We start from the raw sequence: 14,612 nt of genomic DNA on the forward strand, positions 1-14,612 counted from the left end.
GGCAGCGAGAGACCGCCCAGCCTTCGGGGGGGCACTGACGGTTCCCATCATCCCAAGCCCCCCAACTCATCAGGAGACCATCATGAGCATTGGTATCATCGGCGCTGGTGCCCTCGGCTCCAACTTCGCCCGCGCTCTTGCCCGCAAGGGGCTCACGGCCACGATTTCCAACAGCCGCGGACCGGATTCTCTGGCCGCTCTGGTCCAGGAGCTTGGGCCCTCCATCAAGGCGGGTACCGTCGCAGAGGCGGCCAGCGCCGACATCGTCCTGGCCGCCGTGCGCTGGGTCGACGCGGGCAAGGTGTTCGGCGCGTTGCCGGCCTGGAACGGACGGATCGTCATCGACGGCACTAACCCGGTGGAATTCATCGACCCGAATTCGCCGGCCGCGAAGGACCCCAGCAATCCCCTCGCGGCCTATGGTATCAAGGCGGTCGATTTGGGCGGAAAGCACTCGAGCGAGATATTCCGCCAGTACGTTCCGGGCGCTCGGGTCGTCAAGGCGTTCAACCACCTCGACGTCAACGTCTTGAATGAGCCCGAGGCGTCGGGTGGCAAGCGCGTGCTGTTCTATTCGGGCGATGATGCCGCCGCAAAGACCGAGGTTCGCACGATCATCGACGCCATCGGATTCTTCCCCGTCGATCTCGGCCCGCTCGATATCGGTGGACCGCTGGCGGCGCTGCCCTTCGGTTCGCTGTCGACCCACCAGTTCATCAAGATCTAGCTGTCCTCAGAAGGGACGTCCGCCGTCCTTGTCTTCTGGACGGCGGACGATTCCGTCACGAGGGGGAACCTCAAAAAACCCTATATCGCGCGTGCAATTCAAACGGCGATGGATGAGCGGGCGGCGCGAACAGGCGTGACGGCGGAGCGGGTGCTAGAGGAAATTGCGCGCATCGCGTTCTTTGATCTGCGCAAGGCGTTCAATGCGGACGGCAGCCTGAGGCTCATCGGCGATATGGACGGCAGCTTGGGTGTCGCTGAGCTTATGGACGCCGATGGGCTGCCCACTGGCCGCCTGAAAAAGATCCTTTTCGCCGACAAGCTCGGCGCACTGGCGCTGCTGGCGCGTCACCTGGGCATGCTGAACGACAAGGTGACCCTCAAGAGGGACGACGAGAACCCCTTGACGCTGCTGATCAAGGAAATCCAGGGCACGAGCATCAAGCCGGTCGCGACGCCAGCCACGCTCAAGACCTATGCCGAGCACTGAGCAAGGCAAGAGGTGAGTGGCTGTTTTTCCACCTTTCGTGAGAAAGATTTTTATCTTATCCTTTCTTGTGAAAGGAGGGTGCCGTGCCTAGCTTGCATGCTCATGTTCCGGTCCCAGATCGGGGGGCTATCTTAACCAAGGCGACCCTTCGCGCCGCCGAGCGTCTGGATATTTCCGGGCGTCTTCTTGCCGAAGTGTTGGGGATCTCCGAAGCGACTATCTCGCGTATGAGGAGTGGGGACTTCACACTTCCAGACGGCTCCAAGGCATTCCAGCTGGCGGCGCTTCTTGTGCGGGCTTTTCGGTCGTTGGACGCGATCACCGGAGGTGATGAAGCCGTTGCCCGAGCATGGCTGACGACATCAAATCTGGCTCTCGGCAATCGACCTGTCGAGCGCATAACCTCCGTTCAGGGTCTTGTGGATGTCGTTGCCTATCTGGACGCCCGACGCGCTCCGATCTGAAGCGCAGCCATTCAATGCGGCCGCATGGCGGTTCGTTGAGGCGCAACACCGCGTCTCGACGCTGAAGCTCGTCGATAGCCTCGTAGAACAGGAAGCGCTGGAAGACATCCTCGAAGAGGCAAAGCCACTCGTCCCCGAGGCGTGTCGCCACCTCGATTACTTGCTGTCTACGCCGTTCCGCTACCGCCCATATCCGAGTGGTTCGCGTTTTCGACGCGCCGGCCTGACGCTTGGTGTCTGGTATGGAGCCGAGCGGCCTGAGACTGCCGCCGCCGAAATGGTGTTTTACCGCTTCCTCTTTTATGCGGAGAGCCCGCAGACGCCGTTTCCGGACGATGCGGCAGATTACACAGCATTCTCGGTCGCGCTTGCTACCCCCCTAGCGATTGATCTGACAGTGGGCGCGTTTGCCGGCTTCGCCGAGTGCTGGACGCATTTGACCGACTATGGAGCCTGTCAGGCCCTAGCGGAGGCTGTCCGTCAGATCGATGGCGAGGTCATACGCTATGCTTCCGTTCGCGATCCGGAGCAGGGGGCTAACCTCGCAGTCTTGAGCTGCCGAGCCTTCCATAGCCATGTCCCCATGGAGCGCCAGACTTGGCGCATCCGTATTAGCTCGACCGGTGCGCAGGCAGTGCGTGAACATCCCCGGCTAGGAATCGAGTTTGGGCGAGACGCGTTTGCGCCGGACCCCCGCCTGCTGGACATGGCATGGGATCGGCGGCGCTCGTCGTGATCGCAGACCGCGGGGAGGGCAGTGGGGCAGCCCCGCTGTTCCCGTCCTGCATTCGGGAGGGCGCCGCGACCGGCAGCCGCCCGGCGAGGCCCTGAAGCCGTCGGCGGCACCAGCCGAGGGAGGGGTGGTTTCAGACTTTCCCTCTTCGTCGCCGGACCAGCGAGGCTCCATCGCGCAAGATGGCGATCAATTCATACTTTTTCCGTCGGGACCCACGGCTTTGCCGGCCACCGTCAATGGTTATTTCGCCGCCTCACTATGGGCCAGAGCATCGCCGCCGTCAGGCCCGAATGGACCAAGACGGCCGGCCAGAGCAGGAAGCCCGCCGCCTTGCCCGCCAGGCCGAGATAGGCAAGGCCCGCCGCAACGCAGACGCTATAGACCACCATCCCCGCCGTGGGCGGCCCGGGCCAGCAGGCGATACCGAGGCCGACGATGGCGATGCCGGCGACGCGTGCGATCACCAGCGCCTCGCCGGAAGGCACCGCGCCGAGCAGCAACCTTACGACCAGCGAGGGGGCAAGCAGCAGGGCAAGGCCCGTCGCCACCTCCCCGATCGCCGCCAACGTCAACGCCCTTGGCATAGCAACTTTCGCCCCAGTCTGCGGAGCCGCCGCCCGGAGCCTGTCTCCGGGCCGCCGCACCTATTGCTTGGCCTGAACCTCCGGCTGTAGCCGGAAGGTCAGCTTGTCGAGCTTGCCGGTGAACCTGAAGGGCACGTCGTAGCGATACTCGACCAGCGCAACGCCGGTGCGGGTATCGATCCCCACGTCGAACGTCTCATCCTCCGGGAAGGTGATGGGCGTCGTGTGCTCAAGGGTGTTGCGTGCCACTTCCTTGCCATCCACGAAGAGCACGCCCGTGCCGCCCTTGCCGAGGCCCGGCTCGCTCGGCTTGAAGTCGAACACAATGGTGTGCTTCCCTGCTTCCAGCTCCGGGCCTTCCCATACGGTGCGCTTCAGATCGAGCAGATTGTAGAGGAACACCACCCGGCCGCGGTTGAAGCCGAACTCGCCCTTGCTCAGGAACAGGCCATAGCCGCCGAACCGTCCGCCTTCGGTGACGATCATGCCTTCGGCTCCGCCTTCCGGGATCTCGACCTCGGCGGTGATGGTGTAGGCCTTGTTCAGGATGCTGGGCGCTGCGGCTGGGGGCGTGCCGGACAGTTCGCCGGAATAGGTGAACTCCGTCCGTCCGGCAGTGAGGCTTGGGCGCGGCGTGTTCCATCGCGCGAGCGTCGAGTTGTCGAGCGGCAGGACGTTGTATTTCTTCGCCTCAGCGTAGAACAGGTCCTGCATCTGCTTCAATTTCGCAGGCATCTGTCTGGCAAGGTCGTTGGACTGCGTGGGATCTTCCGCGACGTTGTAGAGCTCCCAGTCGTAGCCGGTGATGACATCCGGCGGCGTCTTGGTGCTCAATTCCCAAGGCAGGGTCACCGGCGTCGTCGCCGCCACCCAGCCGTCATGATAGAGGGCGCGGTTGCCCAGCATCTCGAAATACTGGGTGGTGTGGTGGCTGCGGGCCGCGGCGTTCGCCTTGTCCCACGTATAGGCCATGCTCACCCCCTCCATGGGGATCTGCTTGATGCCGTTGATGGTGTCCGGCTGCGGGATCCCGCTGGCCTCAAGGATCGTGGGCGCGATGTCGATGAGGTGGTGGAACTGCCGCCGGATGCCGCCAACATCCTCGATGTGGCCGGGCCAGGACATGACGACGCCCTGCGCCGTGCCTCCGAAGTGCGACGCCACCTGCTTCACCCACTTGAAGGGCGTGTCCATGGCCCAGGCCCAGCCCGCCGCGAAGTGCGGGAAGGTGCGCTCCGATCCCCAGAAGGGATACCAGAGGAACTGGTCCAGCACCGGAACCGAGACACCGTTGAAGGTGGTGAACTCGTTCGGCGTGCCGTTGAGCATGCCTTCGGCGCTCGCGCCATTGTCGCCGCCGATATAGATGATCAGGGTGTTGTCCCGCTCGCCGAGGTCTTCGACGGCCTGGATCACCCGCCCGATCTCATGGTCGGCGTAAGCGAGATAGGCGCCATAGACATCGGCTTGCCGGATGAAGAGCTTCTTCTCGTCCCAGCTGAGAGAATCCCACTCGGGCAGGCCCTTGGGCCAGGGCGTCAATTGGGCGTTCTCCGGCATGATGCCGAGCCGCTTCTGATTGGCGAAGATCTTCTCGCGCACCTTGTTCCAGCCCTCGTCAAAGAGGTGCATGGCGCTGATCTTCTTCACCCATTCGGGCGTGGGATGATGCGGCGCATGGGTCGCGCCCGGCACGTAATAGACAAAGAACGGCTTGTCGGGCGCGAGCGCCTTGTTCTGTCGCATGTACTGGATGGCCTCGTCGGCCATTGCGGTCTCAAGGTTCCAGCCCGGATTGCCGAGGAAGGGGTAGATCGCCGTTGTGTTGCGGAAGAGGTTGGGTTGCCACTGGCTGGCGTCGCCACCGACGAAGCCGAAGAAATAGTCGAACCCCATGCCATTCGGCCACTGGCTGAAAGGGCCAGCCTGGCTCGACTGGAACGACGGTGTGTTGTGGTCCTTTCCGAACCACGCCGTGCCGTAGCCATTCGCCTGCAGGATGGTGCCGACGGTGCCCTTCTCGATGGGAATAATGGAATCGTAGCCCGGATAGCCGGTCGAAATCTCGTTCACCACGCCGAAGCCCACCGAGTGGTGATTGCGGCCCGTGATGATCGCCGCCCGGCTCGGAGAGCAGAGCGAGGTCGAGTGGAAATTGGTGTAGCGCAGCCCCTCGTTGGCGATGCGATCCATGGTGGGGGTCGGGATCACGCCGCCAAAGGTGCTCGGCGCGCCGAAGCCCTGGTCGTCCGTCATGATGAGCAGGACGTTGGGTGCCCGCTTCGGGGGCACCACGCGCGGCGGCCACCAGGGTGTCGATTCGGTGGCCTTCTCCTTGATCACGCCGCCAAACTTCGGATCGGGCGGCGGGATCTGGTTGCCCTCGATGGTGGTGGTAGCCGAAGGCGAGCCCGGGGTCCCAGTGACGACCTGTGCCAGTACGGTCGAGCAGCCGAGCAGCCCGAACATCACCGCACCCGCAACAACCGCCCCGCTTATGCGGTTGATCGGCGCCCAATCCAAATGAGTGTTGCGCATCGAAGGCCCTCGCTCCCCAACCCGGTGCCCCCGGCGCAGCACGTCTGATCGGGCAAGACACAATTTCTCGCTCGCCCTTTACACGGCGCCGGGGCAAGTATTTTGAACGCTACCGCGCAGGGGACGCGCCGGATTGGCATTTGACGCCAAACCGGGTCATCGGCTTTGAACGAATGCCGGTGGCAATTGACGAGGCAGGCCGTGACGCCCATGTCGATACCGTTGATACGAGGCTTCGCGCTCCTGCCGACTTTGCGGTGGCTTTCGAGCCAGGGCGTCTCGGTTGAACGGGCGCTTCGGGACGTGGACTTGCCCGTGGGCCTGATCAGCGATTCCTTTCGCCTCGTGCCGCTGGTTCATGTGGCGTCCCTGCTGCGAAACGCATCCCACGACTTCGGCCCGGACACGCCATTTCGGATCGTGTCCACTGCCCAGGACCTCGAACTTGCCATGCTGGGAAAGGTCGCCCTCGGCGCCAGGTCGCCGGGGGAGGCGCTGGCGCGGGTGGTGGAAGCCTTGCCTTATTACTGCGCGCACGAGCAGGTGTCCTGGGAACGCAAGCCAGGCCGCTACGTGGTGCGCGAAGTCTTCGCCCATCGGTTCGATCCGGAGACCCTCCACCTGCTCCTGCAGTATGCCTCGGCCATGCTCGACCGGATTCTTGCCCCCGCAAGCCAGCCCAGTCCGCGTTTCGTCCGGCTCGAAATCCCGCCGCATCCGGTTCACGGGATCGAGCACCTGCGCCGCTGGTTCGGCGACAGCGTGGTCGCGACGAAGGCGTCGGGCATCACCATGGAGATCGAGGACCGGGTCATGGAGCGCCCCTTCAGCAAGGTGGCACGAAACCGTCTCACGGTACGCGGGCTCGACGACGGCAAGGCCATGCAGCGTGACGGGAGCGTCGCGGACTCGGTGCGAACGGTTCTCGGCTTGATGATCGAGAGCGGCGAGAAGCCATCCATCAAGCGCGTGGTGGCCACGGCGGGCGTCAGCGCCCGCACGTTTCAGCGGCAGCTTGAGGCGGAGGGCACGAGTTTTTCCGAACTGCTCACTGGCCTGCGGCAGAGCGAGACGTTGAAGCGGCTCGGCCAGGACGACGTTGCCCTGGCCGCCATCGCTACAGATCTCGGCTATTGCGACCAGGCAACCTTCACGCGGGCGTTCCGCCGATGGACCGGCAGTCCGCCGGGCCAGTTCCGGGCGCGCGCGAACTGACGCCGGACATCGACTGCTCGCCGATTTACCGGGCACTCTGACCCGAGCCTGTTTCCAGCTGCTCTTGCTCGGATCTCGTCGTCAGCGGAGAGGTCGGCACCGTCGAGAGCGAGCAGTCTTCCGGCCCGCGCTCTGTGATCGCACTGCTGCGGTGGAATCCGTCGATCAACGCCAAAAGAGCGCCCACGGACCGAGGACGAGTTTTTGGATCGCCGCACGGTCGGGAGTGCTGTCAGATAGACTGGCGTGCGGCGGTCCTCGATAAGATCGAGGCGCCCAATTCTCCCGCGCCATCGGCATCCTCGCCAAGGCCGGCTAGGGCGATGCCAACTTGGCGGGCATGAGCCAAATTTCCCCGCGTGGGTACCCGGTGGGTAATGGAGTAAAAGTTGCGACTGCCGCCCGAAGGCGACATGACTACAAGATGTTGATTTTCTTGAGAGAAACTGGAGCGGGCGATGGGATTCGAACCCACGACCCCAACCTTGGCAACGTGCCCGAGAGCCGTTCGCTGCGATATCCGGCCCTTCGCCGTAATTGTCAAAAGCACTATAAAACAGATATTTAACTCATACGCGCCCCGCCGTTCGTCGTCGCCAAGACGCCACGATTTGATTTCGGATGCTTCCATTCGGCTTCCGGAAGCGTTAAAATAGGAAGAATGGAAGCAGATTTCCTATAAGCGGTTGGACTAAAATGGAAAAGCTCACAAAGCGCCGTTTGGACGCTCTGAAACCTTCCAAGGTTGGGGTCGAAGGTTCTGAGCAGTTCCTCTGGGATGGCGAGTTGCGCGGCTTCGGCGTGCGGGTCAGCGCGGCGGGCCTCAAGAGTTTCATCGTGCAGTACCGAACGCCGGAAGGACGCCATCGCCGCAGGGTCATCGGGCGGTATGGTCTCATGACCGTGGAGCAGGCGCGGGACGCGGCAAGAGATATCCTGATGGCCGTCGCAAAGGGATGCGATCCGGAGGAGGCCGCCACGCGAACGGACGATCTAACCGTCGGTGCGGTCTGCGACTGGTATCTGGGCGAGGCGGAGGCCGGACGAATTCTTGGCAAGCGACGCCGGCCTATCAAGGCGTCGACGCTTGCCATGGATCGCAGCCGAATTGATGCGCATATCAAGCCGCTGCTGGGCAAACGGATCATAAACACGCTTAAGCTGGGCGACATCGAAGGTGCCCAGGCGGATATCGCGGCCGGTAAGACGTCCAAAGCGCGCGTCGGTAGCCGCGGCGGTGCCACCACAGGCGGCGAAGGGGTCGCTGCACGCACCATGTCGACCCTGCACTCCATTTTTGAGCACGCGGTGCGGCTGGGGAAAATCACGAGCAACCCGGCAAAGGGTGTCCGTCGCCTCGCCAGTACGCCACGCGACCGCCGGCTGAGCCGCTCCGAGATCGAGAAGCTCGGCAAGGCGATGCGGATAGCGGAGCAGGACGGCGAGCACCCGACCGGCCTTGCGGCGATCCGCTTCTTCCTGATGACGGGTCTGCGCCGCATGGAGGGGCTCGCTTTGGAGCGTGCCTGGCTCCATGACGAGGAAGGCTCGATCCGATTTCCCGACACGAAGAGCGGTGCGCAGACGCGGGTCATCGGCCGCGCCGCCGTCGACTTGCTGCTGGCTCAGCCACAGGCCGGATCGCGCTTCTTCTTCCCGGCCGACTGGGGTGAAGGGCATTTCGTCGGGATCGTGCGTGTGCTCGATCGCCTCTGCGCAATGGCGCGGCTGGAGGACGTCACCCCACATACCCTGCGCCACACCTTCGCGAGCGTCGCCGGCGACCTCGGCTTTTCCGAACTGACGATCGCGGCGCTGCTCGGCCACGCGGCGCGCGGCGTGACGCAGCGCTATATCCATATCGACGAGGCGCTGCGGCTCGCGGCCGACCGCGTCGCGGACGAGATGGCCGACATCCTCGACGGCAAGGCGGCGGCCGCGCGTCCTTCTCGACGTGGGGCGCGACAGTCGCGGGAGACGGATCAGAGGCTGCCGCAGCCAGAATCGTAAAGCGGTCCCGGCAGAGCACAGCCATGCGCCACAGACGCGATTGCGACAGGCCTCCGACCACGATGTCGACCAGCGCCGCAGCCGCTTAATTGAAAGCGCGTGCGGCAAGATCGACGCCGGCGCGCCAATTTTGTGGACCGTGTCGGCAACTGCGCCGACCATGCCGGGAAGAGCCTTGATGCTACCCATCTCGCCCATCGACGTGACGGGCGTGACCGCCTGGATTTAGGCGACGCCAAGGTGCGGCGGTTGCGGAGGGGTGGCGCCGCAGTTGTCGGGCTCGACCTCTCTTGAAACCTCCGGTAGAAATTTCCAAAGCTACTCAACACGCCGGAGCCCGGATGGCTGCGCCGTTTTCCACCTCGATCGAACTGCGCCACCTGCGCTATTTCGTGGCGGCCGCCGAGCACGGAAGCTTCCGCAAGGCGGGGGGTGCTCTTGAGGTCAAGGAATCGTCCATCAGCCGGAGCGTGCGCGACCTCGAAGACGAGATCGGCGTGTCGCTGTTCATCCGGCACTCCAGTGGGGTTAACCTCACTCTGGCGGGGCAGCGCTTTCTGAACCGCACGCGGCAGGCCCTCGATCAAATCCGAGAGGCAACCGTGGAAGCGGCCGCGCTCGGGCGTGCTGAGGAAGGCCACCTGAAAGTTGGCCTGTTCTCCAACCTGTCCTCCGGCTTTCTACGCGACCTGTTCCAGACCTATGACAGCCGCTATGCGGGCGTTCATATCGACTTTGTCGAAGCGCCTGCCGAAAATCACGCGGCCGCGATACGGCGGTTTGATCTCGACGCCGCATTCGTGCTGGGCCGGCAAAGCTGGCCGGACTGTGATGCGATGTCCTCCTGGAGCGAACCACTCCTGTTCGCGCTGCCGCGGCTTCATCCTCTGGTCCAAAGGGATGTGCTGTCCTGGCGAGATCTCGTGGATGAGACCTTTCTTGTCCGCACCGAAGGCTCCGGCAATGAGGTGCGCGGTTTTCTTGAGCGGAAGTTTCGGGAACTCGACATCTCGCCGCGCATCAGCACGCAGCAGGTCGCGCGCTATAGCCTTCTCGGTCTGGTCGCCACGGGACGCGGAATCGTGCCGGTGCTTGAGTCGGAAACGGTCATCGGTCTGCCGGAGGTGGTGTTCCGCCCTCTCGCCGGCGAGGTGATCCCGTTTTCGGTGATCTATTCCCCCAGGAATGACAACCCGGCGGTGCGCACCTTGCTCAGCCTCACACGGAAGATGGCCCGGGAGCAGGCTGCGACGCGCTGATGCTCGCAGCGTCGGCAGCCTCGCGGCGGGCCTTGGCGAATTCGCGATCGGTGGCGATGAAGCGCTCCAACATCGGCACGACGAGCTTCACGGGATCGGGAGTGGGCTGGCCGGTTTCTCGCGCGAGCACGTCGGCATAGGCGACAAGATCGCGGTGCAGCGCGCCCGGCAGTGACAGCGCCACCTTCACCGGCTTGTCGTTCGTGATGGGTCCGAGTTTCAGCTTTGCCATGGTCAGTACCTGTAGGGTTCGAGCACGAGGTCGCGCGTGACCATGACCCGCACCGGGAATCCCGGGCGGATGGTCAGGGTCGGCGCGACGTTCAACTGCCGGCGGATGATCTCCTGGCCGGCATCGTTGATGGTGTCCTGCGCCCCACTCTGCAGCGCCTGGATCAGTTCGTCTTCATCATCCATGGCGAGCTCGGCGCTGACGGAGAGCAGAGTCGAGAGGCCGATCGCCTTGGCGAGATCCCACCAGTGCATGTCGACGCCGTCTTCGAGGCCGGCATAGCCCTGAGCATCCGTACCGGGCTGGCGCTCCAGCACGATGGAGCGACCATTGGGGAAGATCAGCCGGTTCCAGACCAGCAGAATGCGGCGCTGGCCGAAGCCGACGCCATTGTCGTACTGGCCGAGCAGGCGTGTGCCCTGCGGGATGATCAGGATCCGGCCCGTCGGGCTGTCATAGACATTCTCGGTCACCTGCGCGGTGATCTGGCCGGGCAGGTCTGAGCGGATGCCGGTGATGAGCGCGGCGGGGATGACAGCGCCGGCCTGCAGCACGTAGGGCGACGCCGGCGCCATGACGCGATCGGTCGCGACGACGCGTCGATCGACAGCGGCATTGAGGAAGGCAAGCTGGCGATCCTGGGGTGAGGACGTGCCGCCCGTTCCTGCCGAGCCAGGGCCGTTGAAGCCGGAGGCACCCGTCACTGACGACGCCGGCGCGCGAGCCTGCGCAGCCTGGAAGAATACGCGACTGGTCCGCGCGGCTTCCTGTTCCGCAAGACGCCGCTGCTGCTCGGGATCGACCTGTGGCGCTGTCATTGTCGGCGGCACGACGGGCTGGCCGCGGTTCTGTGCATCAAGGATCGGCCGGCCGAGATCGCCGGGTAGAGGCGGTCCAAGGATGGGGCCAGCGTAGTCCCGCGGCAGGCCGGAAAGGCCGTCGGCGGTGGAGCGGTTCTGGGTGGAGTAGAGCTCCTCGCCGCCGGTGCCCTTGTCGCGACCCTGCAGCGCATAGATCAGGGCGCCGCCTATGCCGAGGCTGACAACCAGCCCGGCGCCGGCGAGGACCTTGCGCGAGAGACGCGTGACGCGCGGCGGCTCGGGACGCAGCCGCATCGCCGCGGCGTGATCGGTGGTCGGAGCGCCGAGATCGGCCTCGAGGTCATGATTGTCGGGGTTGCTCACGATGCCGGCCTCCCGTCCGTACGCTCGATCCGCACTTTCTGCGGACGCTCGCCGCCGCCGAGGCGGAGCTCGGCTGCGCCGAACAGGCGGTCCACGATCAGGATGTTCTGGTAGATGCGGCTGTTGACGATCTGGGCCTCACCGTCGGCTCCGATGACGAAGAGCGGCGGCATCTCGCCCTGAATGACGCCGCGCGGGAACTCGACATAAACCTTACGCCCATCGTCATAGACGGCCATTGGCCGCCAGGGCGGCGTGTCTCCGGAGAGGGAGTAGCGGTAGTTGCGAGCCGTGAAATTGGGGATGACCGGCGTTGCCGGAACACTGGGGCGCTGCGCTCCCGGAACCTGCGGATAGGCCCAGGCAACAGCCGGCATATAGGGCTTCTCGCCGGCACGCAGCTCGATCATGTAGCTGCGCCGATCGGTGGTGATGACGAGGTTGGTGGAGATGTCCGCCCGCGTCGGCTTCACCAGCACATGCACGCGCCGGCTCACCCCCTCGCCGCTCTCGGTGTCGCCGATGATCCAGCGCGCGGTATCGCCTGCCGCAATCGGCCCGCTACCGGTCAGGCTCTCGCCCGGCTCCAGTGCGATGTTGGTGATCTGGCCGGGCGCGGCATAGACCTGATAGAGCGCGCCCTCGCTCCAGGGATAGATCTGGATGGCGTTGTAATAGCCCTCGCGGCGCGGCTCGACCCGCGCGGCGGCATTGGCATTCTCCACACGGGCGACGGGCGTTTTGGCGTCCGTGCCGCCCTTGGCCGGCGTCCAGGCGGGCGGCGTGTGGAGCGGACGAGGCCGCTCATCGGTGACGACCGCTGGCACCGCAGGCAGGGCCGGCACGTCACTATCATAGCTGATCTGCGGCGGCTTCGGTGCCGATGCGCAACCGCCCAGCATCGTCGCCGAGAGCAGGAGAGCCGCAAAGGCGGATCGGCGCAGAGCCTGAGATGCGGGTTTACGGAAAGACGTTTTCACTGGCTCATCTCCCGCGACCAGCTGATGGCGTTGACATAGATGCCGAGCGGATTGGAGCGCAGGCGCTCGGCATCGCGCGGCGGCTGGATCACCAGGGTCAGGATCGCGCTCCAGCGCTCGGTGGTGGCGAGCTGGCCGTTTTCATAGCGCCGCTCGACCCAGGCGAGGCGGAAGGAATCCGGCGAGGCCCGGATGACGCTGGAGACCTCGACGGCGATCTGCTGCTTGCCCACCCGGGTGAAGGGATCATTGGCGCGGGCGTAGTCGTTGAGCGCGGCGGCGCCGCGATCGGTGGTGAACTCATAGGCCCTGAGCCAGTTCTGCCGCACGATCACCGGATCCGCTGGCAGGCTGCGCACCTGCTCGATGAAGCGGGCGAGATGCCAGGCGATCTGTGGATCGGTTGGGCGATAGTCGCCGGTGGCGGGTCCAACGGCCTGCGTCTGGCCGAGACGATCGACCTCGACCACCCAAGGCACGACGGTACCTCGCGTCGATTGCCAGATCAGCGCTGAGGCAAAGCCGGCTGAGAGAAGCAGACTACCAAAGGCCATCAGCCGCCAGTTCTTGGCCTGCACACGGGCCGAGCCGATGCGCTCATCCCAGACCTGGGCCGCTTTCTGATAGGGCGTGACCGGCTCAGGCGAGGTGCCGTAATGGGTCGCGGGTCGCTTGAAGAGGCTCATGAGCGGTCGCTCTCAGACAGGGAGACGGAAGAGCCGCCGGCATGGCTGTCACCGGAGCGCACAGCATGGGCGGCGGCGGAGACGCCGTGGCGAAGGGACTGGCTGCGCTTCATGCGCTTGGCCCAGTCGGGCACGTCACCGGCCGCGGAAGCCGAGGCAGTGCCGTTGACGGCGTTCGCCAGCGGGGTCACGGCTGCGGAGCCCGCGGCACGTGCGACGCTCCCTAGTCCCGAGGCGACACCCGCCATGCCGGACTGTCCGGCCGCACCGATGCTGTAGGCTGTCGCTCCGCCCCGCGCCGCAGCCGCCGTCGCCGAGAGGGCGGCCCCGCCGCCCCGGACTGCGAGGCTGGCGGCACCGCCCGCTGCCATCAGGGCGCCACCGGCGGCGAGGCCCGTGCCAACAGCGGCCCCCGCGCTCAGCTGCGGGCCACCGGAGACAAGGCCGGCGGCAATGCCGGGACCGAAGATGCCGAGACCAAGCAGCGAAAGGGCAGCCAGCACGATGGCCATGGCGTCATCGACGGTCGGCGTCTGGCCACCGAAGCCCGCAGTGAACTGACCAAACAGGGTCGAGCCGATGCCGATAATGACCGCGAGCACCATGACCTTGATGCCGGAGGAGACGACATTGCCGAGCACCCGCTCGGCCATGAAGGCGGTCTTGCCGAACAGGCCGAAGGGGATCAGCACGAAGCCGGCGAGCGTTGTCAGTTTGAACTCGATCAGGGTGACGAAGAGCTGGACGGCAAGGATGAAGAAGGAGAGCAGCACCAGCGCCCAGGCAAACAGCAGGCAGGCGATCTGGATGAAGTTCTCGAAGAAGGCGACCCAGCCCATCAAGTCAGAGATGGACTCAAGCAACGGCCGACCGGCGTCGAGCCCGGTCTGCGCCACCTTGCCCGGACGCATCAGGTCGCTCACGGAAAATGCCGTGCCCGATCCCTTGAGCCCCAGACCGGCGAAGCTCTCGAATACGATGCGGGCGAGGTTGTTCCAATTGCCGATGATGTAGGCGAAGACGCCGACAAACAGCGTCTTCTTGATCAGCCGGGCGATGATGTCGTCGTCCGCACCCCACGACCAGAACAGCGCCGCCAGCGTCACGTCGATGACGATGAGCGTGGTGGCGATGAAGGCGACCTCGCCGCCGAGCAGCCCGAAGCCGCTGTCGATATAGGAGGTGAAGACCCCGAGGAAAGTGTCGATGACGCCGGTGCCGCCCATCTCAGCGGCCCTCATTCGACGCGGGACGCCCGAGGAACCGATCCCGCGTCTGCGCCCAGATCTTCAGGCAAGCGGAGTCCTGCGCGGCAGCTTCTCCGAGCTGCTGACATCGCCGCTGTTCATCGCGCAGCGGATCGCGCGCGACCTCGACGGTCCGAATGAGTGAAGGCTCCGGCGCCTTCTCCTCCCGGCTCATCTCCAGAACCGCCGCCGTACCGGCGATGGCCACGAAGATCACCGCGCCGAGCCGGGCCAGCATGGCTCCGTCCATGTTCGCCTCCC

General features: G+C 64.9%; 16 protein-coding genes. 7 read left to right on the forward strand and 9 right to left on the reverse strand.

Annotated elements, in window-relative coordinates; translation table 11 throughout:
* The first annotated feature begins 82 nt into the window (after nt 1-82).
* The 4 genes from FZ033_RS15500 (at nt 83) to FZ033_RS15515 (ending at nt 2,416) form a co-directional block, all read left to right on the forward strand.
* Complete coding sequence (locus FZ033_RS15500; protein ID WP_149577025.1) at nt 83-727, forward strand: NADPH-dependent F420 reductase; 645 nt, start codon at nt 83-85, stop codon at nt 725-727.
* Nucleotides 728-1,216, forward strand: a complete 489-nt coding sequence (locus FZ033_RS15505) for a terminase small subunit (protein WP_149577026.1) — start codon at nt 728-730, stop codon at nt 1,214-1,216.
* Between the two features lie 83 nt (nt 1,217-1,299).
* Nucleotides 1,300-1,680 carry an antitoxin Xre/MbcA/ParS toxin-binding domain-containing protein gene (locus FZ033_RS15510; protein WP_149577027.1) on the forward strand — a complete coding sequence of 127 codons (381 nt, stop codon included), beginning with the start codon at nt 1,300-1,302 and terminating at the stop codon, nt 1,678-1,680.
* Entirely contained in the window at nt 1,640-2,416 is a 777-nt protein-coding gene (locus FZ033_RS15515; RefSeq protein ID WP_149577028.1) for an RES family NAD+ phosphorylase, read from the forward strand. The genes FZ033_RS15510 and FZ033_RS15515 overlap by 41 nt, the downstream gene beginning before the upstream one ends.
* 233 nt (nt 2,417-2,649) lie before the next feature.
* Here the strand turns inward: FZ033_RS15515 and FZ033_RS15520 are convergent, their stop codons facing one another.
* Together FZ033_RS15520 and FZ033_RS15525 are read right to left on the reverse strand one after the other, a co-directional pair.
* A complete protein-coding gene (locus FZ033_RS15520) occupies nt 2,650-2,982 on the reverse strand; it encodes a hypothetical protein (protein ID WP_232847504.1) in 333 nt (110 codons plus the stop codon).
* A 78-nt stretch (nt 2,983-3,060) separates the two neighbouring features.
* The gene (locus FZ033_RS15525; protein ID WP_149577030.1) at nt 3,061-5,469 is read right to left on the reverse strand and encodes an arylsulfatase; all 2,409 of its coding nucleotides are present in this window, start codon (nt 5,467-5,469) and stop codon (nt 3,061-3,063) included.
* A gap of 279 nt (nt 5,470-5,748) precedes the next feature.
* Here FZ033_RS15525 and FZ033_RS15530 point away from each other — a divergent pair, with 279 nt between their 5' ends.
* Complete coding sequence (locus FZ033_RS15530; protein ID WP_269149874.1) at nt 5,749-6,753, forward strand: AraC family transcriptional regulator; 1,005 nt, start codon at nt 5,749-5,751, stop codon at nt 6,751-6,753.
* 232 nt (nt 6,754-6,985) lie between these two features.
* Here FZ033_RS15530 and FZ033_RS15535 read toward each other — a convergent pair whose 3' ends face one another.
* Entirely contained in the window at nt 6,986-7,384 is a 399-nt protein-coding gene (locus FZ033_RS15535) for a hypothetical protein (protein ID WP_149577032.1), read from the reverse strand.
* Between the two features lie 65 nt (nt 7,385-7,449).
* Here FZ033_RS15535 and FZ033_RS15540 point away from each other — a divergent pair, with 65 nt between their 5' ends.
* Together FZ033_RS15540 and FZ033_RS15545 are read left to right on the forward strand one after the other, a co-directional pair.
* A complete protein-coding gene (locus FZ033_RS15540) occupies nt 7,450-8,763 on the forward strand; it encodes a site-specific integrase (RefSeq protein WP_149577033.1) in 1,314 nt (437 codons plus the stop codon).
* 341 nt (nt 8,764-9,104) lie between these two features.
* Nucleotides 9,105-10,022 (forward strand): LysR family transcriptional regulator, encoded by a 918-nt coding sequence (locus FZ033_RS15545; RefSeq protein WP_149577034.1) that lies wholly within the window; start codon nt 9,105-9,107, stop codon nt 10,020-10,022.
* Here FZ033_RS15545 and FZ033_RS15550 read toward each other — a convergent pair.
* The 6 genes from FZ033_RS15550 to trbK-alt are packed head-to-tail and all read right to left on the reverse strand — an operon-like array spanning nt 9,982 to nt 14,601.
* Complete coding sequence (locus FZ033_RS15550) at nt 9,982-10,254, reverse strand: DUF2274 domain-containing protein (protein WP_149577035.1); 273 nt, start codon at nt 10,252-10,254, stop codon at nt 9,982-9,984. The genes FZ033_RS15545 and FZ033_RS15550 overlap by 41 nt on opposite strands.
* 2 nt (nt 10,255-10,256) lie before the next feature.
* On the reverse strand, nt 10,257-11,438 hold the full coding sequence (locus FZ033_RS15555; protein ID WP_149577036.1) for a TrbI/VirB10 family protein: 1,182 nt from the start codon (nt 11,436-11,438) through the stop codon (nt 10,257-10,259).
* Entirely contained in the window at nt 11,435-12,418 is a 984-nt protein-coding gene (gene trbG, locus FZ033_RS15560; protein WP_149577037.1) for a P-type conjugative transfer protein TrbG, read from the reverse strand. Before trbG ends, FZ033_RS15555 begins: the two co-directional genes overlap by 4 nt.
* Nucleotides 12,415-13,104 (reverse strand): conjugal transfer protein TrbF, encoded by a 690-nt coding sequence (gene trbF, locus FZ033_RS15565; protein WP_149577038.1) that lies wholly within the window; start codon nt 13,102-13,104, stop codon nt 12,415-12,417. The genes trbG and trbF overlap by 4 nt, the downstream gene beginning before the upstream one ends.
* Nucleotides 13,101-14,330: a P-type conjugative transfer protein TrbL gene (gene trbL, locus FZ033_RS15570; RefSeq protein WP_149577235.1), complete on the reverse strand. Its 1,230-nt coding sequence runs from the start codon at nt 14,328-14,330 to the stop codon at nt 13,101-13,103. Before trbL ends, trbF begins: the two co-directional genes overlap by 4 nt.
* Before the next feature lies 1 nt (nt 14,331).
* Nucleotides 14,332-14,601, reverse strand: a complete 270-nt coding sequence (trbK-alt, locus tag FZ033_RS15575; protein ID WP_149577039.1) for a putative entry exclusion protein TrbK-alt — start codon at nt 14,599-14,601, stop codon at nt 14,332-14,334.
* Between the last annotated feature and the right edge of the window lie 11 nt (nt 14,602-14,612).

The sequence above is a fragment of the Xanthobacter oligotrophicus genome, from assembly GCF_008364685.1.
GTDB lineage: Bacteria > Pseudomonadota > Alphaproteobacteria > Rhizobiales > Xanthobacteraceae > Xanthobacter > Xanthobacter oligotrophicus.